The sequence below is a fragment of the Moraxella sp. E33BD genome, assembly GCF_041807865.1.
GTDB lineage: Bacteria > Pseudomonadota > Gammaproteobacteria > Pseudomonadales > Moraxellaceae > Moraxella > Moraxella haemolytica.
Genome location: NZ_JBGTZD010000012.1, coordinates 64357 through 87377 on the forward strand (window position 1 = coordinate 64357; position 23021 = coordinate 87377).

Below are 23021 nucleotides of genomic sequence, written 5' to 3' on the forward strand. Positions count from 1 at the left end.
AGAGCATAACTTGGTAGATTTAGTAAATTTTTCCCAAGGTGTTCAGATACCCTTTCAGGAACAATACCTAGAAAAAACAGATGATAAAGAAAGGTTTATTCGAATCGTTGATTATCTCTATGATGAACCCCCTAGATATGTTACAAAACGCAAAGAAAAATATTGGGTAAATGAAGATGATGTGGTAATGATAAGATATGGTCATATCGGAAAGGTTGTTAACGGCATCAGTGGCTACATTGCTAACAATTTGTTTCGGATTATCCCTAAAGATTATTCTGTTTTAAATAAAGAATATTTATATTACTTTTTATCTCAGCAAGAAGTTTATGATTATTTGGTATCTTGTAACTCGTCCTCAGCAATGCCCTCTATAAAGTTTAGCGATTTTGATAGGCTTAAAATAAATCTACCCAACCTAGATAATCAGTTAAAAATAGTTGAGTATTTAAAATGTTTTGATGCTAGAATCTCTATAAATCGGAAAACAAATGATGTTTTGATGAATATTCGTAATGAACTATTACCAAAACTTTTAAGAGGAGAAGTTGAATGAGTAATCTGTATGAAAATATTTTCGAGAATATATGTCATCGCGAAGTCGTGGCAAATGAAGGTATTGCTATTGGAAAAGCCGATCAATTACAAGAAGATATTCAGCAGTTAAATGAATATTTATATCGCCTCTTTGATACTAGATCTATAAATAGTGATATTGATAACCATATAGAATTATTGGCTGATTTTGTTAGCAAAAAGGATGATGGAATGGGCTCTAGGTTGGTAAAAAACGGTGTTCATGAATATACTGTTTTGAATTACGAAAATGCTCAGTCTTTATATCAGCAAATGAAATTTATTTCTAACTTATTGGAGAGGTAATTATTAGGCTGTGGATGATTCTTACTGTTTTAGGGTGAGGTTTGAATGACTATTAAGATGTCGAAAATTCATTCTTTGAAATTAAATGTTGATTTGCATGAACAACCATTTGTGTGCGAAGAGGTTTCTGAAAAAGAGATCGATGGATTTTGGTGTTTAAAAATCGAAACAATGCAGCATTTGGAGTTTCTTATTGATTTGCTGTCTGATTGTATGCAAGGAGTAGGAGAGAATTTTGCTATGTTTCGTGGACAAAGGGATGCTAGTTGGGATTTAAGTACCAGTTTGGAGGTTGAATTAAAGAAGTTCGGGTTTTCTGTAAACGAAAGCATCATACAAAAACATTTAAACAATTTTAAAAATCATTATTTTAAATTGTGCGGGCAGGAGTTTGAACTGCCCGATCATGAAATATGGGCATTGGGACAGCATTATGGGTTGAAAACACCATTTTTAGATTGGTCGAAATCTATTGATGTTGCATTATATTTTTCAATGAAAGATGTGATAATAAAGGATGTGATTGGATGTAAGGGATATTCAGCTGTTTATTTTGTTAGTGGTTATCTATTTAATCCTGTGTCAGGTTATCATGGTTATCAAGTGTTATCAAATAATAATTTAAATAGTAGGATGTTGGCACAGGATGGATTGTTTGCATACTATGATTTTGAGAAGTATATAAAATGCAATAGATTAAGAATGATTGAAAGGTTTGGAGACCTATTTAAATTTAGTGCGGATAGTTTGATGTGTAAATTTTATATAAATCATCAATTAAAGTCTGATATTGACGGTTATTTGCAAAGAAAAAAGATCGATAAGGATTATTTATTTCCAAAGTTGGACTGGTGCTGTAATGGCTTGATTGAGGCTATTGAGAAGACGAATAATGATTTAAGTTCTATGGTGGTATAGAGTGGGGAAATTCACCGCCTGCATGACGGTAAATCCTGCCCTACACCTGCTTTATCAAGCACCGTATTTCAAGGATCAACCATGACCTACACCGAAAACACCCTAGAACTCTACGCCATCAGCGAGCTTGAGAAGTTGGGCTGGGTGCATACACATGGGAGGCAGCTGCCCGAGGATTGGCGAGCTGGCACGAGTGAGGTGCTGTTTATACCGCACATTTGCCATACCATCGACAGTCTCAATCCGCACCTACCCAGCGATAAGCGAGCGTTTATCACAGGCGAGGCGTTGCGGCAGATTCGTCAGTTTGACAGCACCGACCTTGCCCAGAACAACCGCAAGTTTTATGAGCTGCTCAAAAATGGCGTGCCTGTGTCGTTCACGCATGAGGGCGAGCAGCGGAGCGAGTTTGTCAGACTGATTGATTTTCAAAATGCTGATAATAACCGCTTTGATGTCATCAATCAGCTGGTGATTAAGGGCAAACGCCAAAACCGCAAGCCTGATATTTTGCTGTATGTGAACGGTCTGCCCCTAGTCATCATGGAGCTAAAAAATCCCTTTAATGCCAGCGTGAGCATCACCGAGGCGTATCAGCAGCTTGAGACTTATCAAGACGATATCGCCGATGTGTTCATTTATAATCAGCTGCAAGTCATCTCAGAGGGCAATCTGGCTCGTGTTGGCTCGCTGACGGCGAGCTTTGAGCGGTTCTCGCCGTGGCGTGTGGTCGATGAGAGCGTGCATCGCCAGTTGGATTTTGAGTTTGAGCTTGATGCTTTGCTTAGTCATTTATTTCATCCTGCCATCTTGCTCGACTATGTGCAGAACTTCATCGTCTTTGAACAAGACAGCACAGGCAAGATTGCCAAAAAATGCGGCATCTATCATCAGTATTATGCGGTCAATCAAGCGGTAGAATGCACCAAGCGTGCCACCCAAAGTGATGGCAAAATCGGCGTGGTCTGGCACACCCAAGGCTCTGGCAAGTCCTTATCCATGCTGTTTTATGCTGGGCGGGTACTGGCGACACCAGAGTTTGCCAATCCGACTTTGGTGGTGGTTACCGACCGTAATGACCTAGACGGTCAGCTGTTCGCCACTTTCTCATCAGGGCAGGATTTGCTGCGGCAGACGCCCATTCAGGCAGATGGGCGAGACGAGCTACGAGACGAGCTTGCCAGACGACAGGCGGGCGGGGTGATTTTCACCACCATTCAAAAATTCGCTCTGATGGACGGCGAGAATAAGCACCCCATCTTAAACGACCGAAACAACATCATCGTCATCACCGATGAAGCACACCGCTCACAGTATGGATTTAATCAAAAGCTGGTTGATGGTAAATATAAGACAGGCTATGCCCAGCACCTGCGTGATGCTCTGCCGAACGCCAGCTTTATCGGCTTTACAGGTACGCCCATCGCCTTAGATGATAAAGACACGCAAGCGGTGTTTGGCGATTATGTATCCATCTATGACATCACCGATGCGGTCAAAGATGGGGCGACCGTACCCATCATCTATGAGGCACGCCAGATTCGTCTGGATAAAAGCCAAGACTATGAAAAAATCATCGCCCAAATCCAAGAGCAGGAGGTGGATAATGATGGTAATCTAAAAGCGGTACGACTGCGTGAGTCGCTGATGGGTACAGAGGCGAGACTGACCGAGCTGGCGGCTGATTTGGTGAATCATTTTGAAAATCGTATCCGTCAGACGGACGGCAAGGCGATGGTGGTGGCATTAAGCCGTGAAATCTGCGTCAAGCTGTATGATAAGATTGTCAGTCTGCGACCTGATTGGCACAGCGATGCGTTGGATAAAGGCAGCATTAAAATCATCATGACGGGCAGTGCCGCCGATGGCAAGCATCTACAAAAGCATATTTATAGCCATCAGGACAAAAAGACGCTAGAAAAACGCTTTAAAGACCCAAACGACCCACTAAAAATCGTCATCGTGCGTGATATGTGGCTGACAGGCTTTGATGCACCGTGCTGCCACACCATGTATATCGATAAGCCGATGAGCGGGCATAATCTGATGCAGGCGATCGCTCGTGTCAATCGTGTGTTTAAGAATAAAAGTGCAGAAAATGGCGGCTTGATTGTCGATTATATCGGACTGACTGAGGAGCTAAAAGAAGCAACCGCACGCTACAGTAAAGATGGCGGCAAGGGCGTGGTTAAGACGGATATTGATGAAGTGTTTAATAAAATGCTCACTTTCATCGACATCATTCGTGGGCAATTCGCCACGCCTGTTGATGGTCGGTCGTTTGATTTGCAGGCGGCACTCACACTGGATAATCCTAATGACATCATCGCTGCCGTCATGTGTGGGGCGAACCACATCGTATCGCTAGATAGGCTGGATAAAGATACGCCCAATGCCCGCAAAAATGCGTTCTTGCAAGCCATTCGCTACGCCAAAAAAGGCTATAGCCTGTGTGCGTCCATGACGAAGGTCAAGGCATATCAAAAGGAGTTGGCTTTTTTTGATGCGGTGCGAGCGGTGATTGTCAAAAACAGCAGCACGCCAAAAGCGGTGGAGATTGGCAATCTTTTGGGCTTTTTGGATGGGGCGATTACCAGTACAGGCGTGATGGACTTGTTTGATTTATTGGGTCAAGATAAGCCTAATATCGCCATCTTGTCTGATGAGTTTTTAAGCCACATCAAAGGCAGCGACCATAAAGAGCTGTGGGCGTTGGCGGTAGAAAAATACCTAAAACGCCAAATCAAAGACAAGGCACGCACCAACATCAGCTTACAACAGGATTTTGCCACCAAACTTAGCGAGACGATGAACAGCTATCACAATCATCAGCTGTCTGTGCTAGAAGTGCTTGAGATGCTTGTTGCCATCGGTAAGGAGCTGTCCGAGCGGCTAAAACTGGGTGAGGAGCTGGGTTTGACAGCGAGCGAGATTGCCTTTTATGACGCATTGGCTCAAAATAAAAGTGCCTTGGAGCAGTTGGGCGATGAGGTGCTAAAAGTGATGGCGATAGAGATTACCAGACAGCTTAGAGCGTCTGTAACGCTAGATTGGAGTCATAAAGAAGCAGTACGAGCCAAACTTCGCTTGTCGGTACGCCGTATTTTGGCGAGGTTTAAATACCCACCAGATAGGGCGGATGAGGCGGTGGATTTGGTGTTGGCACAGGCTGAAGTGATGGCTGATGAGCTGACACAATAAGCACCTAAAAGCTACTAAGCCACCTACCCCCTAGGGTGATGTTCTTTATGTAGTGTCTGCAGGCGAGCGGTGGCAACATGGGTATAAATCTGCGTGGTGGATAGGTCGCTATGCCCAAGCAATAGTTGCACACTACGCAAGTCCGCCCCATGATTGACCAGATGCGTGGCGAATGCGTGGCGAAGGGTGTGTGGACTAATATCGGTTCTGATGTCTGCTTTTAGGGCGTATTTTTTGATCATGTGCCAAAAGTTGTGCCGTGTCATGTAGCCACCTTGCTCGGTTAAAAAAACCGCTTGGCAGTCGGACTTGCCGATGAGTAGTTCAGCTCGGTGGTTTAGGTAGCTTTGTAGGGCTTGTTGGGCGTATTCACCCATGGGAATGAGACGAGTTTTGTTGCCTTTGCCAGTGATTTGTAACCAGCCTGCATTCATGTTGAGTTGTTCAAGCGATAGATTGACCAGCTCGCTTACTCGCAATCCGCAGGCATACATGATTTCTAACATGGCTTTATCACGCAGACCAAGCAGACTGCTGTCTGGGGTGTCTAGTAGGCGATTGATGTCGCTTTCTGAGAGTGTTTTTGGTAGAGATTGGATAGTTTTTGGGGATTTGATGTCCTCGCAAGGGTTGTCTTGCCTGCCCTCGTTGCCGATTTGCCACAAAAAAAACTGACGCAAACTGGCGAGTAGTCTTGCGATGGTGCGTGGATTTTTGCCCTGTGTTTGGGCAAGTTTTAGGCACGCTAGCACATCTTTTTTATCCCATAGGGTTAAGGGTTTGTCTAGGTGCATAAGGCAAGCACGCAAATCCTGAACATAGGCGTTACGAGTACGCACAGACAGCCCACGAGCCAGCATTGCTGAGCGAAACTCAGTTAGGTAGGCGGGGTCGCCATCAACATGGGTGATGGTGGGTGTTCGAGGATTTTTGGCACGAGTTTTGCTCATGATGGAATCTTTTTGATGACCAAGTAACGATAGCTGCCATCATCGAGCGTTTCTTGAGTGTTAAGAGTATGCCCCAGATGGCGACAAAAATTTGGAATGTCTCGGGTGGTTGCAGGGTCAGTGGCAAGAATTTCGATGACATCGCCATCTTGTGCCTGTCTGATGGTCTTGTGTAGCAACATGATGGGTTCTGGGCAGATAAGCCCTTTGGTGTCTAGTAGGTGATTACTCATGAGGGTTATCCTTTTGTTTGTCTTGTAAGAAATTTAGGAATTTGTTTAGGTTTACTCGAAACACATAAGGCATGGCAAACCACGCCATCATTGCCAAAAACACCGCCATAAAGAAATTTGTTGTCATGCCAGCGACCGCATACACTCCCAAAGCGAATAGCACAAGGCTAATGGCGGTGATGAGTATGACAAATAAAATACCGCCTTGCACGATGTGATAACGCCTTAAAAACAGCACATGAAACAGGCTGATGGGAATGCTAAACCCAATCAGTACATAAGGCAAGTAATGAAATGAATAATAAATTAGTGTACTGTCCTTAAAGTTTGTCATGCTAGCTAGTGTGCCGAACACGACAAAGCAGGCGATGGCAATCAATCCCAGATAGATGCTGATATTCGCCAGACGAAGTGCTTCAGTGGTGCGAGTGATGAGTGTGGTAGTTTGGCTCATTGTAATTTTGGCATTGCCTTGATAAGAATTGATTGAAAAAATAGCGGATATAAAAACTTAGGTGTGCCCAAAGATGCGTTAATCAGTCTTTGCCCTTATGCTCATTATCATGATAACTGCCGACATACTGGGCAAGACTTGGCTCATAAAAATATCCGTTAAGTACGATACAAGCAGCGATGTCGTCAATGGGGTCTTTTTCATCATCAATCCAGCCATGTTCCCATGCCAACGCTCGTGCTTCTTTGGAAGATAAGCGTTCATCATGCAAAAAAACTTTGGTAGGAGAATGGCGTTCACCCAAGCGATGTGCCAAGCGACGAGCGAACTTGTGTGCTCGCTTAGATAGCATGGAGTCAGTGCCATCGATGTTGAGTGGCAGACCAACCACGACCGTGCTGATTTTCCAAGTATCAATAATACCGAGCAAATTATCCCAATCAGGCTGACCATTATTCATGGCTAAGATATCAAAGGGTCTGGCATCACAGCTTAGCGTATTGCCCAGTGCCATGCCCATTTTTTTGATGCCAAAGTCTAGGGCGAGAATGAGAGCGGGTTGATTATTGGTGGTCATTAGGCATATCCTGCGGTCGTTACAAAATTGTCAGGGTTGATGCCAATTTTATCATAAGCTTGCATCAGTCGCTCATTAAACGGTACTCGAAATAAAATCTGTAAATCAGCAGGGCAGATAAACCAATCACCTGTGTTAATCTCCGCTTCTAACTGTCCTGTACCCCAACTACAAAAACCCATGCACATCAAATAATGTGCCAAGCTGTCTTCAGACAGTCTATCTAAGATGTCTTTACTGGTGGTCAAGCAAACATTCTCACCAATGGCAAAAGATGAATTAAAATTAGGCAAGCCGGTATGTAGCACAAAACCGGCTTCAGGTCGTATCGGACCGCCAGCGATGGCAGGCGTATTCATGGCAAGCTGAGAGCTTGGTAAATCCAGCTCGGTCAAAATCCCACCCACCGAAGTTGGCAGTGGCTGATTGATGACAAATCCCCATGCACCATCAGCAGTATGCCGACAGACATAAATGAGCGTCTGTTCAAATCGCTCATCATTCATGTATGGACTTGCCAATAAAAAATGATGAGCCAGATTTTTGGTGTGGGTAGTTGTATTCATGAGTTATCTATTGTGGTGTTTTGGTGCGTTTTGTGGGTTTGGTCTGATTAGGTAGCGTCTCGATGAATTCGGCGTTGGCACCGATTTGGTCTGCTAAGGCGATATCTGCTAGCAGACTCTTGACATGGGCACGAGTGGCTTCGGTGATGTTCACGCCACCTGACATGCGTGCCAACTCATCAACTTGATGCTCGTCTGTGATGATGGCGATGTCGCTTGTGGTATGCTCACCATGGTCTTTATGCACAAGAATATGACGATGAGCCGCTGCTGCTACTTGGGCTTGATGAGTGATGGCAAGTAGCTGCTGATATTTGCCAAGACTACGCAACAACTCACCTACCACCTGTGCTGTAGCACCGCTGATACCCACATCCACCTCGTCAAATACCAAAGTTGGTCGGCAGCCTTTGCCATCATTTGCCGCCATGACTTGCATGACAAGGGCGATGCGAGATAACTCACCTCCTGATGCAACCTTGTGCAGGGGCTGAAGTGGCATACCAACATTGGCACTAAACAATAAAGCAATGTCGTATCTGCCATGGGCATTATAGGTGCTTTCGTCTTTGGTATTAAAGGCGAATTCACAGCGAGCATTAGGCAAGGCAAGTGGCAATAGGCGTGCCTCTAGGCGTTCACAGATGTCTGGGGCGATCTTGATGCGTGCGTCATCAAGTGCAGTTGCTGCTTGTAGATACTGCTCATAAGCTTCATTAACCTTGGCATCTAGTGTGTCGTTATCGGGCAATAAGTTTAGTTTGTCTAGCTCTTTTTGCCAATTTTTAGCATCGCTGATGAGTTCTTTGGTTGGAGTGTGGTATTTACCAGATAGGCGATGGGCAAGCGACAGCAGTGTGTTGAGTTCGTGCAGGCGTTCTTCATCAGGTAATGACTGCTCAGCATAGTCAGATAACTTTCCTGATGCGTCCATGATGCTTTCTTGGGCAAGGGTAAGTAACTGACTACATTCGCCAAAGATTTTGCTTTTATCGGCACTTTGGTCGCAGATACGCATCGCTCGCCCAAGTAGGCTTGCTACGCTAGGCTCGTCATGACTATTATCTAAAAAATTGGCTGCTGTCATCGCTTGTGTCATGAGTGCTTCTAGGTTTGACAGCTCGTCATATTCGCTTTCTATCTCATCAAAGTTCACTGATAATAAAGGATTGATGTCTGATAGTTTGGCGGACAATAGAGCCATACGGTCAACTCGTTGAGCCAACTGACTTTTTGCTTCATCGGCTTGTTTTTTGATGCGTTGCCATGCATGATAAGTTTCTTTGGCGTTGTTTTTTAGGGGGGTTAACTCACCCACTTTATCTAGCCAATCGATGACGAACTGCGGTTTTAATAGTTCAAGCCCTGCGTGCTGTGAGTGGATATTGACTAAAATTTGCCCCAGTGATTTTAATTCACCGATGCTGGCAGGCACGCCATTTATCCATGATTTTGAGCGTCCTTGAGCACTGATTTTTCGGCGAATGAGCAGGGTATCATCTTCTAGTTCTCGTTCATGCTCGGCAAACCATGCCACAATCTCGTCATTGCCCGTGATGTCAAATTCCCCAAAAACCGTTGCTTCATCACAGCCATGTCTTACCATGGTGCTGTCAGATCGTTCACCAGTACACAAAGATAATGCGTCTAAAATCAATGACTTGCCTGCACCAGTCTCACCTGTAATGACATTAAATCTCTCATCAAAGGCGATTTCTTTTTCATCAATTAGGGCAAAATTGTTAAGACTTAAAGATACCAGCATGGCGATATGGATTCCTAAAAAATCGGTGGCTTATGATAATCAATTTGGACAGTTTTGGCAATTTGCAAAATGTTATTTTGCGACCTTCTTATGGTGCTTGCAAGTTTTATTGATGATAAGAATGGTCTTTTTAAGGCTTTGCACAAGATGAGTACGACTTTTGATTTGATATGGGGGCAAAATACCATATCAAAAGTAGTGCGATAAAAATTTCTCGCTAGGTGTGGCAGATGTTTTGACAATCAAGTATAAATTTGCCACAATATAATCAGTCTTTACAAGTTTATCATCCATTTTACCATTCCTTTTATCTTCCATACTACTCATTACTATCTTACGATTATCACTGGTTTATTTATGTCAAAGTTACGCAAAAATTTCTCCCAAAAATCTTTTGAAAAAAAAGATGTCAAACCCCACAAACTCTCCAAATCCAATATCAAATCTACCGCCAAAACAAATAAGCAAGGACGCATTCCGCATTTTTATGGCATACACGCTGTGAGAGCTTTGTTAAAGCACCGTTCGCATGATGTGCTGACGCTTTTTGTGCAGTTACGAGATGATGGTGGGGTGAGTCAGACGCATGATGAGCTGATAGAGTTTGCAAAAAATGCGGGTGTGAGCGTGCAGATGACGCACAAAGATAGGCTAGCTGAGCTGTGCGATAGCCACCAACATCAAGGGGTGGTCGCTGCTGCCAGATTACCGCAGCTGTACGATGAGCATCATCTAGCAAGCATGACAGATCAAGGCGATGTGTTGTTTTTGGTGCTTGACCAAATCACTGATGCCCACAATTTAGGGGCGTGCTTGCGTTCTGCCAGTGCGATGGGTGTGGATGCGGTCATTATTCCTAAGCATCAAAGCGTCTCTATCACCCCAACTGTTGCTAAGGTCTCGGTTGGGGCAGCAGAAGTAGTGCCTGTGATTGCGGTAACAAATTTGGCTCGCAGTCTTGAGCTTCTAAAAAAAGCAGGTGTATTCGTATTTGGTACGGCACTTGATGACACCGCCAAACCTTTATACGACTGCGATTTTAGTGGCAAAGTTGCCATCATCATGGGATCGGAGGGTGACGGCATGAGACGGCTGACCCAAGAGCATTGCGATACTTTGGTGTATATCCCAATGGCGGATAATCCCGATCGTCCGCAGAGCTTAAATGTTAGCGTTGCTACAGGCATGGCACTATATGAAGTGGCAAGACAGCGGGCAGGCAGAGGCTGATTATTTATTCGCAGGTTGATGATTTTGATATTGTGTTTCATGTGAAACATCAAGAATCAATAAAAGGATAATAAAAAAGGTGAATCATTCACCCTTTTGTTTTTTGTTGGTATTATGCTTTTTTGGCGATTTTATCCAATGTCGTCTTATTAGTGAGCATGGCTTTTTTGTCGGCATCGGTTAGGCTTTCGCATTTGTTAGGGTCGTTGCCACAAAACTGGCAAAACTCATCACCCATCAATGTCGCCACGCCACCGCAAGATCCTTTTAGAGGTTGTTTTTTGATGATATAGCCTATGCCCATAAACAGGAAAAATAAAACAAATATGCCAAGTGTTATAAAAAACATGGGAATGAATTGGGAAAAAAGGTCGGTCATGGCGTTCTCCTGATGTGTAACCAATAAGTATTATAAAAAATTTTACCAAAAAAGTCAGTCTGTTTTTGTAATGATAGTAGATGGGCTAAAGATGGCAAAACATAAAGATAAAACACACCTATGGGTATGATTGCAAGATTTTATCTATCAATGAACACGCCTTTTTAATCAAGGATTATCGTCATCAGGCTAGATAAATGAACTTTTATGATTTTAAAAGTCGCTGTTTATTCTTGTTTTAGGGTTATAAAAAATTAGCCTTATTACATGATGCTAATAAGGCTAATGTTATGGATTTATTTAAGCCCCTGCTCAACTAAGTCGTCATAACCGCCGTGGTTGGTGACATTGGTGTAGCCAAGCTCGATCAAAATCGTGCGAGCAGCTTCTGCACGGCGACCACTGCGACAGTACAGATTAATCGGTGCGTCTTTGTTGGGCTCTAGACTGGCAATTTTTTGGGCGATTTCATTAGGCGTAACATTCACGGCATCTTGTAGATGACCTTGATTGTATTCTTCGGCTGAACGCACATCAATCCAAATGCCATCGGCTTTTTTGGGCGTCTGCACGACCATATCATCACTTTGATTGGCTATGGTGGTCGGTCTGGATTCTGCGGTTTTATCGCCACAAGCTGACAACGCAATCGCTGTTGCTATTATTGCCAAGTATTTAATTTTCATGATACTTCCTTTTAGAATTGCCCGAACAAGTCATTTAAGCTCTCTGACATGGTTGGATGGGTAAAAATGTGATTGGCGATGTCGTGAGCGGTTAAGCCTTGGCGAATCGCTAAATCCACAAAATTAATCATTTCATGTGATGCTTCGCACAATAATTGTACGCCCAAAATCTCATCATTATCGGCATTAACAACGGCTTTTAATAAGCCGTCCGTTTGGTTTAGGATTTTGGCTTTTGGTATGCTGTTGGCACTGATCGTTGCTGTTTTGACATGATAGCCTTGCTCTTTGGCACTTTGTTCGGTCATGCCAACCACAGACAGTGGCGGGTTGGTAAATACTGAATAGGCAAAAGTTCGCCCAACGGTGGTATAACTGCCATCGCCGATAAGATGGCTTCTGACTATCCGAAAATCATCAAGCGACATGTAAGTAAACTGCGGTGAGCCTGCCACATCGCCCATCGCATAAATGTGTGGCTGAGTGGTTTGTAGATGTTCATTGACATGAATATGCCCACGCTCGGTTAATTCCACCCCCGCTTTTTGTAACTGTAAATCAGTATTTGGCACACGCCCTGCAGCAATCAGTACCGCATCAGCGATAATCTCTCCGTCTGTTGTGATGATTTTGGTTTGGTTATCTGCATTTTCAAGGCGTGTTATTTGTGTGTTAAGTCTAAACTCAATTCCCTGATTTTGCATGATTGTTTGCAGTGTTTGGGCAATTTCTACATCTTCTCTTGGAGCGAATTTGTCACTGCTGTCTAGCACGATGACCTTTGAGCCAAATTTTGCAAACATACTGGCAAATTCTAGTCCAATATAACCACCGCCAATAATTGCCAGTGTATTTGGCAACTGGCTCATCTGCATAATACCTGTGCTGTCATAGATGTTGTGAGCAGTATCAATGCCATCAATGTTCGGAACACGATTGATTGCTCCTGTGTTGATATAGATGTGATCAGCACGGATGGTCAGAACCTCTGCATCAGTTGTAACTTGCACGGTGTTTTGGTCAATAAATTCGGCTTTGCCTGTAATGACTTTTGCTACTTTATCAACCATTTCAAAATTGGCTTGGTTTAGTTTTTTTATCAATTCATTTTTTTGTAGGACTGCTTGATGAAATTCGCTGCCATTTTCTGCCAAAAATTTTAGTTTTTTGCTGGGGATACAGCCGACATTAATGCATGTACCGCCATACATTGCTTGTGATTGCTCCACCAAAATGACATCTTGCCCTTGACTTGCCAAGGTTTTGGCAAGCGTCTTACCAGCTTTACCAAAGCCGATGATTAAATGTTTGGTTGTGGTCATCATTTTATCCTATGGTGTTATTGTACGGTTGTTTTGATTAGATTTTCTGCTGCCGCTAAGGTATTTTTAACATCATCAAAGCTGATGTCGCTACCGTTAATCAAGGCTTTGGTGTCATTAAAACTCACCAAAACATCGCCATTTACCTCAGTGATTAAGACCTTTAAAGGTAGTTGTAGGGCAAAATTTGGATCTTTTATCATCAGTGGTGTGCCGGCTTTTGGTGTGCCAAAGACAATAACAGTGGCAGGCTGCATGGATAAATTGACATCGGCGGCCGCTTTTTGATGGTCGATGGTAGCAAAAATTGTCATGCCTTTTGATGTGATGGCTTGGCTAAGTTTGGCAGTGGTGGTGTCAAAATTGTAGGCACTCTTGATGGTGATGGTTTTGGCTGTCATGGCTGATGTATCGTTTTTGGATGTTGGGCTGATTTGATTGATGATTGGTTTGTTGTTTGGTGTAAAATGGCTACACGCAGTCATCATGACAGTAGCACAGACGGCAGCGATAAGTTTCATAAAATCTCCTTTGGGGCTAAAAATAATAAATGACTGATTATAACAGAAAAATGTTGCCCCATTCAATCAGTCTATGGTTGGTCTAATATTGCACTTGTTGCAAATCTGTAAGCAGAGTGCAAGACAGAATGATTTTGGTGATTTGGTTTGGACTGTCATGATATCAAAATCGTTTTTGTTTTGTTAATCAAGTTTAATACGCCTTAATTGCCTTAAAACAAAATCACCCAATTTGGGTGGTCAATGTGGTGAGTGCAAATGCTAAGTTTATAATGTGCCACTAAACTCATAACGCCCACCTACATGACTCATTTTGACTAAGGTTACTGCACATCCTTTTGATAGCGTTGTGCGTTCTAAAACCAAAATAGCATCTTTTGGCTTAATATCAAGTGCTGCTGCGACATGCTTATCGGCGTTGCTTGCAAAAATCCGATAATGTCCACGCTCCAACGGTACGGTATCAATGAGATATTGGCTTGTATTGATATTCTCAAAATCTTGGTGAATAAAGTCAGGCACAAGCTTTGCTGATACCCAACGCTCTTCTAGCTGTAGTGGTACATTATCAGCATAATGTACAATTGCTACAAAGTACACATCCGTTGGTATGTCAAACACCGTCTTTAACTTACCCAAGTCTTGATGGTTGATAATTTTTTTGTCCAGTACTGTTGCATGATAAGCCTGACCATTTGCGATAATGTCATAAGCAATATTCCTAACTTCCACAAAGGTGTGATGAAACTGCTTTTGGGCAACGAATGTCCCTGAACCTTGACGGCGTTCTAAAACATACTCATCAGCCAATTCTTTTAGGGCACGATTGACTGTCATGCGAGATACGCCAAAGCTATCACATAAAGCGTGTTCGGTTGGAATAGCTTGCCCTGCCTGCCAAACTCCTGCATGAATATTTGCTAAGATGGTATTTTTGATGGTTTGGTAGGCGGGTGTTTTCATGGCAAGACTAAAAAAATGATTGTGCAAATAATATTATAACAGTTAATTTAAAATTTTTTTTAAAAACCATTGTCAGATACCAAAATTTTTGCTACATTAAGCCTTAAATTTGTATAGACAAATTTATCTGCATCAATTTAACTTTTTTAAGGAAAAATCATGAGTCAATCTGTCCGTACCGACACAAGCCGTGTCATTAAAGCTCCCACAGGCACTCGCTTAACCTGTAAAAGTTGGCTAACCGAAGCCCCATACCGTATGATTCAAAATAACTTGCACCCTGATGTGGCAGAGAACCCCCAAAGTCTTGTGGTGTATGGCGGTATTGGGCGGGCGGCTCGTAACTGGGAATGCTATGACCAGATTTTAGCGAGCCTAAAAGAGCTTGAAGATAATCAGACGCTACTCATTCAATCAGGCAAGCCTGTGGGTGTGTTTAATACTCATGAAAATGCCCCACGAGTATTGATTGCCAACTCAAATCTGGTGCCACGTTGGGCGACTTGGGAGCACTTTAATGAACTTGATAAAAAAGATTTGTTTATGTACGGGCAAATGACCGCTGGTAGCTGGATTTATATTGGTACGCAGGGCATTGTGCAAGGGACATATGAGACTTTTGCCGAAGCAGGTCGTCAACATTATCCAAGCGATGATGGCAAAAACTGGCAAGGTCGTTGGATTTTGACCGCAGGACTTGGCGGTATGGGCGGTGCTCAGCCTCTGGCGGCAACTTTTGCTGGGGCTGTGTCTTTAAATATTGAATGTCAGCAGTCAAGCATTGATTTTCGCTTGCGGACAGGTTATGTAGATAAACAAGCCCGCGATTTGGACGATGCTTATCGCTTGATTAAAGAACACACTAAAAATGGTGATGCGATATCGATTGCTCTGCTTGGCAATGCTGCCGAGATTTTACCAGAAATAGTCAAGCGTGCCAAAAATGGCGAGATAAAACCAGATTTGGTTACTGACCAAACCTCTGCTCACGATTTAATTAATGGTTATCTGCCAATTGGTTGGACGGTTGAAGAGTGGAAAAATGCCGCCTCCGACCACGCACGCCACGCCGAGCTAAAAGCTGCTGCTGCCAAATCCTGTGCTGTTCATGTGCAAGCAATGTTGGATTTTCAATCCATGGACATACCTGTAACTGATTATGGCAACAACATTCGTCAAGTGGCTTTTGATGAAGGGGTAAAAAATGCCTTTGATTTTCCAGGCTTTGTTCCTGCCTACATTCGTCCGTTGTTTTGCCAAGGAAAAGGGCCGTTTCGTTGGGTTGCTCTATCTGGCGACCCAGAAGACATCTACAAAACCGATCAAAAAATCAAAGAATTATTCCCTAATAACACGCATGTGCATCATTGGCTTGATATGGCAAAAGAACGCATTCATTTTCAAGGCTTACCTGCACGCATTTGCTGGTTGGGATTGGGTGAGCGTGATAAAGCAGGGCTTGCCTTTAATGAGATGGTCAAAAATGGCGAGCTAAAAGGCCCGATTGTCATTGGGCGAGATCATCTAGATACAGGCTCTGTGGCAAGTCCTAACCGTGAAACCGAAAGCATGAAAGATGGTACGGATGCTGTGTCTGATTGGGCATTGTTAAATGGCATGCTCAATGTGGCAGGCGGTGCAACTTGGGTTAGCTTACATCACGGCGGTGGCGTAGGTATGGGTTACAGTCAGCATTCTGGCATGGTCATTGTGGCAGATGGTACAGATGAAGCTGCCAAACGCCTTGCTAATGTTTTGGTGAATGACTGCGGTAGTGGTGTCATGCGTCATGCCGATGCAGGTTATGAGCTTGCCATTAAAACCGCTAAAGACTATGGGCTTAACTTGCCAATGGTTAAGTAAATTGACATAAAATGACATGCTAAGATTGTTTTTTACCATCTTAGCATTGTTAAATTAAAAGCCATTCAAAAACCATTTATTGTGTTATTTCATCAAAAACTTAAGGAACAAGTCATGAATGAATCACCTAAAAAATTGAAGTCTAAATCACTTGCCATTACTCAAATGGCCGTGTTTAGTGCTATCGGTATTGTTATGTTTTTTGTGCCGTTTGATTGGCGTGGTAAAGAAACGATTGCTTTTGACCATTTGGCCAGTTTTTTGGTCAGTGATTTAAAGCCTTTGGCGGTGGGTTTGCTTTTTTTGATGATGATTTATGGCGTTATTAGGCCTTTTGTCAGAATAAATGGGATGAATGATTGGCATAAAAATACCACCAATAAAATTTTAAGTCTATTTAAAATCATTGGACTGATTTTAGCAGTGATGTATATCACCAACACAGCCCCTGATGCTATCATGACCAAAGATATGTTGCCATTTTTATTTGATAAATTGGCATTAAATGTTGGCATGATTGTGCCGATTGGGGCGTTAATTTTGGCTTTTTTATTGGGTTTTGGTCTGCTTGAATTGGTTGGTGTGCTGATGCAACCTGTTATGCGTCCACTATTTAAAACACCTGGTGAGTCCGCCATTGATGCGGTGGCAAGTTTTGTGGGTAGCTATTCAGTAGCACTGCTTATCACTAACCGTGTGTATCTATCAGGGCAATATTCTGCCAAAGAAGCCATCATTATCGCCACAGGCTTTTCAACCGTTTCTACCGCTTTTATGGTCATTATCGCAAAAACCCTAGACCTAATGGCGTATTGGTCGCTGTATTTTTGGAGCTGTCTTATCATTACCTTTGTAATTACCGCCATTACGGTACACTTGCCACCCATTCGTGGTATGGATAACACAAGCCAAGCTAAAACAGCCAATCTTAACGGTCGGTCACGATTAAGTCTTGCTATTGATAAAGGGGTTAATGTTGCAAAACATAGCGACCCTGTGGCTAAGGTTTTATGGGATAATTTTAAAGATGGCATCAATATGGCAGCGGCGATTGTACCGTCCATTATTGCTATTGGGCTACTTGGTTTGCTGCTTGAAAAATATACACCAATTTTTGATGTGCTTGGTTTGCTGCTTGCACCATTTACATTTCTCGGTGGTATGAGTGAGCCATTGGTTGCTGCTAAAGGTATATCTACGGGGCTTGCGGAGATGTTTTTGCCAGCACTTGTATTAAAAGATAGTGATATTTTGACGCGTTTTGTTACTGCTATTGTATCGGTGAGTAGCATTATCTTTTTTTCGGCGATGATTCCTTGTGTCTTGGCAACCAAACTACCTGTAACTGTTGGTAAAATGGTTGTAATTTGGCTAATTCGCACAGCTTTGGGCATTGTGCTTGCCTGTTTGGTTGGGCATTTGGCAATGACTATGGGCTGGTTGGCTTAATTTTTTTAGACAACATTCATTCATACTAAATTTTATAAACTTTTTGACTCTAAACGGAAGTATACTATGAAACCCACTTTAACGCTTACCCCTCGCCAATTAACCTTTAAACAGCTTCGTCAAATTTATGATGAGCCTGTAACCATTAGTCTTGATGGTAGTGCTTATGATGCCATTAACAAATCACACCAAGCGGTGCAAGATATTATTGCCAAAGATGAGCCTGCTTATGGTATTAACACAGGGTTTGGGCTACTTGCCAAGACTCGCATCAATGATGATGAACTTGAATTGCTCCAAAAAAATCTTATCTTAAGTCATTCGGTTGGCACAGGTGAGCTGTTGTCTGACAAGGTGGTTCGCTTAATTATGGTGATGAAGTTATCTAGCCTTGCCCAAGGATACTCTGGCGTTCGGGCTTGTGTGGTTGATGGTATTATCGACTTGATAAATCATGACATCATTCCTGCCATTCCTGCTAAAGGATCAGTTGGGGCATCTGGCGACTTGGCACCGCTGTCGCACATGACCTTGGCTTTATTGGGTGTGGGTGATGTACTGGTCAATGGTCAAAGAATAGACGCCAAAACCGCCCTAAAAAATGCCAAGCTTAGCCCCATCACTCTTGCCGCCAAAGAAGGTTTAGCACTCATTAACGGCACACAAGCATCCACCGCTCTTGCTATTCAAGGTTATTTTTTGGCACAGGATTTATTGCAATCTGCTACCGTTATTGGAGCATTATCGGTTGAGGCTGCTCGTGGCAATATTTCGCCATTTGATGCACGCATTCATGCGGTGCGTGGTCATCATGGGCAAATGGCACTTGGGGCAACTTATAAGGTACTGCTTGATAATAGCGGTTTTCGCCACGAAATTCATGGCAAAGAACCTTTGCGTGTGCAAGACCCGTATTGCCTACGCTGTCAGCCACAAGTTATGGGGGCGTGTTTGGATTTGATTAACCAAGCGGGTAAGACACTGCTCATTGAAGCCAATGCAGTAACTGATAACCCATTGATTTTTAATGATAATAATGACCCTATAGCAGTCTCTGGCGGCAACTTTCATGCAGAGCCCGTTGCTTTTGCTGCTGACACGCTTGCTCTTGCCATTAGTGAGATTGGTTCGATGAGTGAACGCCGTGTTGCCCTGCTTATTGATGCAAGTCTTTCAGGTTTACCTGCATTTTTGGTTCGCAATGCGGGCGTGAATTCAGGCTTTATGATTGCCCATGTTACCGCTGCTGCTTTAGCCAGCGAAAACAAATCGCTTGCTCACCCAGCTAGTGTAGATAGCATTCCAACATCTGCTAATCAAGAAGATCATGTATCTATGGCAACCTTTGCTGCACGCCGCCTGTTTGATATGGCACAGAATACTGCTTGTGTTGTAGGTATTGAATTTTTGGCGGCGGCTCAAGGCGTGGACATAGTGCGTGATGATTTTGGCTATCAGACATCTAATCTACTTGATTATATTCACAAAGCTCTTCGTGAAACGGTCGCTTATTATGATCAAGACCGCTATTTTGCCCCTGATATTGAAAACGCCAAAAACTTGGTGCTATCAGGAAAGCTGTCACAAGAATGGGCAGATCTGCGTGATGAGTGGTATTTAAGCGCCTGATTTTTAAGCAAAACTCAAAATACTTTTTGGGTTTTGTTTTTTTAACTCATTACAAACCAATTTGATTAAATAATCCAATGATAAAAACTACCTCCTATAATCCAAAACTTTATACAGGTAGGGCTGAACCTTTCGAGCTTGATGCCGCCCAATACTGGTATCAGCATGTTCATGCCTTTAATGAACACCCTAATGTCCAGAGCATTGGACTTCTTGGGTTTGCATCCGACCAAGGGGTTAATCGCAATCAAGGTCGTATTGGGGCAAAATACGCCCCTGATGTTATCAAATCCGCCTTTGGCAAATTACCCATGACAGGTGTTCAGGGCTTTATTGATGGTGATAAGTTGTCCATGCTTGTGGGTGATTGTGGCAATGTCATTTGCGATGATAATGATGCTATTGCTCATGATAGTTTGGAGGTCGCCCAAAAAAAATATGCGGACAATATTCAGCACATACTGGATGCAAACTCTGTTGCCATTGGGCTTGGTGGTGGACATGAGATTGCTTGGGGTTCATTTTTGGGGCTGTGGCAACATTTGCAAAACCAAAAATTAAGCTCTAATATTGGTATTGTCAATTTTGATGCACATTTTGATTTACGATCTGATAAATACGCCACATCTGGTACACCATTTTTACAGATTAGTGAATTTTTACACGCCCAAAACACCGATTTTAATTATATGGCGATTGGTATTAGCCGATTTGGTAATACCAAGGCACTATTTGATAAAGCTCAAACATTGGGCGTGCAAGTTATCAGTGATGATGAATGCTATGAGATTGATTTTAAAGATATTATCAAAAAAATCGATGATTTTTTGATTGATAAAGACATTGTTTATTTAACACTTGATATGGACTGCCTAGCGGGAGCGATTATGCCGTGTGTCAGTGCGGTGGCAGCGTTTGGGCTTGATTTGCCATTTTTGGAGCGGTGTGTTAAGCATATTATTAACAGTGGTAAAGTCAAGGTCATTGATATTGCCGAAACCTGCCCGAAATACGATATTGATGGTCGTGGTATAAAGGTGGTGGCAAGACTGCTTGGTATGATGATTGAACAAATTTTAGTAAATAAGATAAAGTGAGAGTAAGGAAAAAATCATGACAACACATTTTGATATGCTACTTTTTGCCAATCTAGCTACATTCAATGAAGAATTCGGCTTTACACACAATACCCCTTATGGAGTAATTCACCAAGGGGCGATGGGTATTGTCGGTGGTGAAATTGCGTGGATTGGCACAAAACAAGATACCAAAACGCTTCAATTAACCGCGGATAACAGTCTGGATTTTGGCAATAAATGGATAACACCTGCCTTAATTGATTGCCATACACATTTGGTGTACGGTGGCAATCGCAGTAATGAATTTGAAATGCGACTAAATGGGGTTAGTTATCAAGATATTGCCAGCTCAGGTGGTGGTATTATGGCAACGGTCAATGCCACAAGAGACCTAGGTTTTGATGATCTGTACAAACTTTCTGCAAAACGCCTAAAAACGCTTATCAATCAAGGAGTTGGTACTGTTGAAATCAAATCGGGTTATGGACTTGATTTAGATTCTGAACGCAAAATGTTGACTGTTGCCAAAAAATTAGGCGATGATTTTGGCATCACAATTAAAAAAACTTACCTTGCTCTACATGCCATACCACCAGAATTCAAAGATAACCGAGAAAAATATGTTAAAAATGCCTGTGAGTGGCTAAAAATCTTGCATGATGAAGGGCTGGTTGATGCTGTTGATGCCTTTTGTGAATCCATTGCGTTTAATCGTGATGAGGTGGCACAGGTCTTTGATGTGGCAAGGTCGTTAGGCTTACCTGTCAAACTGCACGCTGAGCAGATGAGCGATATGGGTGGTGGAGCATTAGTGGCGGATTTTCATGGATTATCTGCTGATCATATTGAGTATCTAAGTGATGAAAGTATCGCCAAAATGGCGGAGCATGGTGTGGTTGGTGTGCTTTTACCGACTGCTTTTTATATTTTAAAAGAAACTAAGCTGCCACCGATTGATAAAATGCGACAAATGGGTGTTAATATGGCAGTTTCTACCGATTCAAACCCTGGTACATCGCCAAGCACATCTTTACTGCTTGCCATGAATATGGCGTGTACGCTATTTGGGTTGACCTGTGAAGAGGCGTTAGCGGGGACGACACTTTACGCAGCAAAAGCATTGGGACTACAAGAGAGTAAAGGCAAATTAGACATTGGTTTTGATGCTGATTTAGCGATTTGGGATATTGATAGACTTGCTGATTTGTGTTATTTGATTGGGGCAAGTCCTATGCATGGGCTTTTGGTAGGTGGCAAGGTGGTTTAAACCACTCTTGTTCTATCAAAGACTGTACTGAGTGTTGAATCTTCAATCTAAACAGCTCTTTTAATAGAAATAAGTTTGATGTCTGAACTTATGAGGCAACGGTAGCGATATACCCAATGTTGTAGTGAGATAGACGGTGCTGAGTACCAGCAATAAAATACATTTATTGACAAATAATGCCATGAATGATAAATTAAGTTAAGATGGATTATAACATCTAATCAATACTAAAAAATCGATTAAGTTTCCAAGAAAATTGGGCCGGTAAATTGACGCTTGTCAAAAGTATCATAAATCAATTGCATATTGGTCAAATTTTTAAATCTGTTTATATGATTCAGTCACAAGAGGTATTATGCAACCGGCTCACTCTACATCAGTATACGACAAAAAAACTAACGCAAAAATCATCCTTTGGACAACCTTAGTTGGTGGTTTCATCAGTTCTTTGGTTAAATGGGGTTCTGAGGTTAATACTCCGCCACGAGTCAAAGGTGAAATATCACCACCAGGAGCACACATTGATGCGTGGCTTGGTTGGACAGGCTTTAACCAGCATTCGTTGGATTATGTTTATCAAGGCAATACCGTATTAGGAGCAGTAAGTTTATATCACTGGTTATTTAGTTTTGCCTTTGCCTTTGTTTATGTAATGCTTGCTACACGCTGGAATAAGGTGACCCGTCTATGGTATGGGGCATTTTATGGGATTATGATCAGCATTATTTTTCATGGTTTTGTAATTCCTGCCTTTGGCTTTAGAAATCCTGTTTATGCTGATGGCAAAACAGGATGGTTGTGGAATTTAAACTTTGCTGAAAACTTTAGTGAGCTTTTGGGTCATATTTATTGGGCGTTTTCTATTGAGGTATGTATGATTGCAGTGCTTGCACATTTTGGTAGACCTATCTATGGCAAATGGATAAAATAATCTCAATCCGGCTACTATGAACCGCCTTGTCTGAACCAACCCCCAAATCTTAAACACAGGATTAAAGGCTAGGTTGATAAAACTAAGTGGTTTCGCTAAGGACTAAGTTTTTGTACTTTACAGGACTTAGTCCTTTTAGCTTGCTCTTTATTCTAT

The 23021-nt window shown here is 42.6% G+C and carries 21 protein-coding genes and 1 pseudogene; 11 read left to right on the forward strand and 11 right to left on the reverse strand.

Translation table 11 applies throughout. The features are described from left to right. Positions 1 to 22 precede the first annotated feature (22 nt). The 4 genes and pseudogenes from ACERC6_RS08455 to ACERC6_RS08470 form a co-directional block, all read left to right on the forward strand. A pseudogene (locus tag ACERC6_RS08455) lies at positions 23 to 556 on the forward strand (restriction endonuclease subunit S); the annotation flags it as partial. After that, the gene (locus tag ACERC6_RS08460) at positions 553 to 882 is read left to right on the forward strand and encodes a hypothetical protein (protein ID WP_373628653.1); all 330 of its coding nucleotides are present in this window, start codon (positions 553 to 555) and stop codon (positions 880 to 882) included. The pseudogene ACERC6_RS08455 and the gene ACERC6_RS08460, both read left to right, overlap by 4 nt. 57 nt (positions 883 to 939) lie before the next feature. Further along, positions 940 to 1800 carry an FRG domain-containing protein gene (locus tag ACERC6_RS08465; protein WP_373628655.1) on the forward strand — a complete coding sequence of 287 codons (861 nt, stop codon included), beginning with the start codon at positions 940 to 942 and terminating at the stop codon, positions 1798 to 1800. A gap of 81 nt (positions 1801 to 1881) precedes the next feature. Further along, positions 1882 to 5001: a type I restriction endonuclease subunit R gene (locus ACERC6_RS08470; protein ID WP_373628656.1), complete on the forward strand. Its 3120-nt coding sequence runs from the start codon at positions 1882 to 1884 to the stop codon at positions 4999 to 5001. 23 nt (positions 5002 to 5024) lie between these two features. Here the strand turns inward: ACERC6_RS08470 and xerD are convergent, their stop codons facing one another. The 6 genes from xerD to recN all read right to left on the reverse strand — a co-directional run bounded on the left by xerD (position 5025) and on the right by recN (position 9546). After that, complete coding sequence (gene xerD / locus ACERC6_RS08475; protein ID WP_284673650.1) at positions 5025 to 5951, reverse strand: site-specific tyrosine recombinase XerD; 927 nt, start codon at positions 5949 to 5951, stop codon at positions 5025 to 5027. Further along, complete coding sequence (gene tusA, locus ACERC6_RS08480) at positions 5948 to 6184, reverse strand: sulfurtransferase TusA (RefSeq protein ID WP_373628657.1); 237 nt, start codon at positions 6182 to 6184, stop codon at positions 5948 to 5950. The genes xerD and tusA overlap by 4 nt, the downstream gene beginning before the upstream one ends. After that, positions 6177 to 6638, reverse strand: coding sequence for a hypothetical protein (locus ACERC6_RS08485; RefSeq protein WP_284673648.1), 462 nt, complete (start codon positions 6636 to 6638; stop codon positions 6177 to 6179). The genes tusA and ACERC6_RS08485 overlap by 8 nt, the downstream gene beginning before the upstream one ends. A gap of 82 nt (positions 6639 to 6720) precedes the next feature. After that, the gene (gene ruvX / locus ACERC6_RS08490; RefSeq protein WP_284673647.1) at positions 6721 to 7215 is read right to left on the reverse strand and encodes a Holliday junction resolvase RuvX; all 495 of its coding nucleotides are present in this window, start codon (positions 7213 to 7215) and stop codon (positions 6721 to 6723) included. Beyond that, positions 7215 to 7781 carry a YqgE/AlgH family protein gene (locus tag ACERC6_RS08495; protein WP_373628659.1) on the reverse strand — a complete coding sequence of 189 codons (567 nt, stop codon included), beginning with the start codon at positions 7779 to 7781 and terminating at the stop codon, positions 7215 to 7217. The genes ruvX and ACERC6_RS08495 overlap by 1 nt, the downstream gene beginning before the upstream one ends. A gap of 7 nt (positions 7782 to 7788) precedes the next feature. Continuing rightward, a complete protein-coding gene (recN, locus tag ACERC6_RS08500; RefSeq protein ID WP_373628660.1) occupies positions 7789 to 9546 on the reverse strand; it encodes a DNA repair protein RecN in 1758 nt (585 codons plus the stop codon). A gap of 357 nt (positions 9547 to 9903) precedes the next feature. Here recN and rlmB point away from each other — a divergent pair, with 357 nt between their 5' ends. Next, entirely contained in the window at positions 9904 to 10776 is an 873-nt protein-coding gene (gene rlmB / locus ACERC6_RS08505) for a 23S rRNA (guanosine(2251)-2'-O)-methyltransferase RlmB (RefSeq protein WP_373628661.1), read from the forward strand. A gap of 112 nt (positions 10777 to 10888) precedes the next feature. On the opposite strand, the gene nqrM is transcribed toward rlmB, so the two are convergent. The 5 genes from nqrM to ACERC6_RS08530 form a co-directional block, all read right to left on the reverse strand. After that, on the reverse strand, positions 10889 to 11155 hold the full coding sequence (gene nqrM / locus ACERC6_RS08510) for a (Na+)-NQR maturation NqrM (protein WP_284673643.1): 267 nt from the start codon (positions 11153 to 11155) through the stop codon (positions 10889 to 10891). A gap of 296 nt (positions 11156 to 11451) precedes the next feature. Further along, positions 11452 to 11841 carry a rhodanese-like domain-containing protein gene (locus ACERC6_RS08515; RefSeq protein WP_284673642.1) on the reverse strand — a complete coding sequence of 130 codons (390 nt, stop codon included), beginning with the start codon at positions 11839 to 11841 and terminating at the stop codon, positions 11452 to 11454. Between the two features lie 11 nt (positions 11842 to 11852). Beyond that, positions 11853 to 13163, reverse strand: coding sequence for an FAD-dependent oxidoreductase (locus tag ACERC6_RS08520; RefSeq protein ID WP_373628662.1), 1311 nt, complete (start codon positions 13161 to 13163; stop codon positions 11853 to 11855). Between the two features lie 17 nt (positions 13164 to 13180). Continuing rightward, entirely contained in the window at positions 13181 to 13684 is a 504-nt protein-coding gene (locus ACERC6_RS08525; RefSeq protein WP_284673640.1) for a DUF302 domain-containing protein, read from the reverse strand. Positions 13685 to 13951: 267 nt separating this feature from the next. Next, positions 13952 to 14647: a UTRA domain-containing protein gene (locus ACERC6_RS08530; protein ID WP_373628663.1), complete on the reverse strand. Its 696-nt coding sequence runs from the start codon at positions 14645 to 14647 to the stop codon at positions 13952 to 13954. Between the two features lie 159 nt (positions 14648 to 14806). Here ACERC6_RS08530 and hutU point away from each other — a divergent pair, with 159 nt between their 5' ends. The 6 genes from hutU to ACERC6_RS08560 all read left to right on the forward strand — a co-directional run bounded on the left by hutU (position 14807) and on the right by ACERC6_RS08560 (position 22865). Next, positions 14807 to 16510, forward strand: coding sequence for a urocanate hydratase (gene hutU, locus ACERC6_RS08535; RefSeq protein ID WP_373628664.1), 1704 nt, complete (start codon positions 14807 to 14809; stop codon positions 16508 to 16510). Positions 16511 to 16624: 114 nt separating this feature from the next. Further along, positions 16625 to 17959 (forward strand): YjiH family protein, encoded by a 1335-nt coding sequence (locus ACERC6_RS08540; RefSeq protein ID WP_373628665.1) that lies wholly within the window; start codon positions 16625 to 16627, stop codon positions 17957 to 17959. A 66-nt stretch (positions 17960 to 18025) separates the two neighbouring features. Beyond that, positions 18026 to 19588 carry a histidine ammonia-lyase gene (gene hutH, locus ACERC6_RS08545; protein ID WP_284673636.1) on the forward strand — a complete coding sequence of 521 codons (1563 nt, stop codon included), beginning with the start codon at positions 18026 to 18028 and terminating at the stop codon, positions 19586 to 19588. A gap of 77 nt (positions 19589 to 19665) precedes the next feature. Beyond that, positions 19666 to 20685 (forward strand): formimidoylglutamase, encoded by a 1020-nt coding sequence (hutG, locus tag ACERC6_RS08550; protein ID WP_373628666.1) that lies wholly within the window; start codon positions 19666 to 19668, stop codon positions 20683 to 20685. 16 nt (positions 20686 to 20701) lie between these two features. Beyond that, entirely contained in the window at positions 20702 to 21934 is a 1233-nt protein-coding gene (gene hutI / locus ACERC6_RS08555) for an imidazolonepropionase (protein WP_373628667.1), read from the forward strand. A gap of 355 nt (positions 21935 to 22289) precedes the next feature. After that, complete coding sequence (locus tag ACERC6_RS08560) at positions 22290 to 22865, forward strand: DUF1440 domain-containing protein (RefSeq protein WP_284673633.1); 576 nt, start codon at positions 22290 to 22292, stop codon at positions 22863 to 22865. Positions 22866 to 23021: the final 156 nt, after the last annotated feature.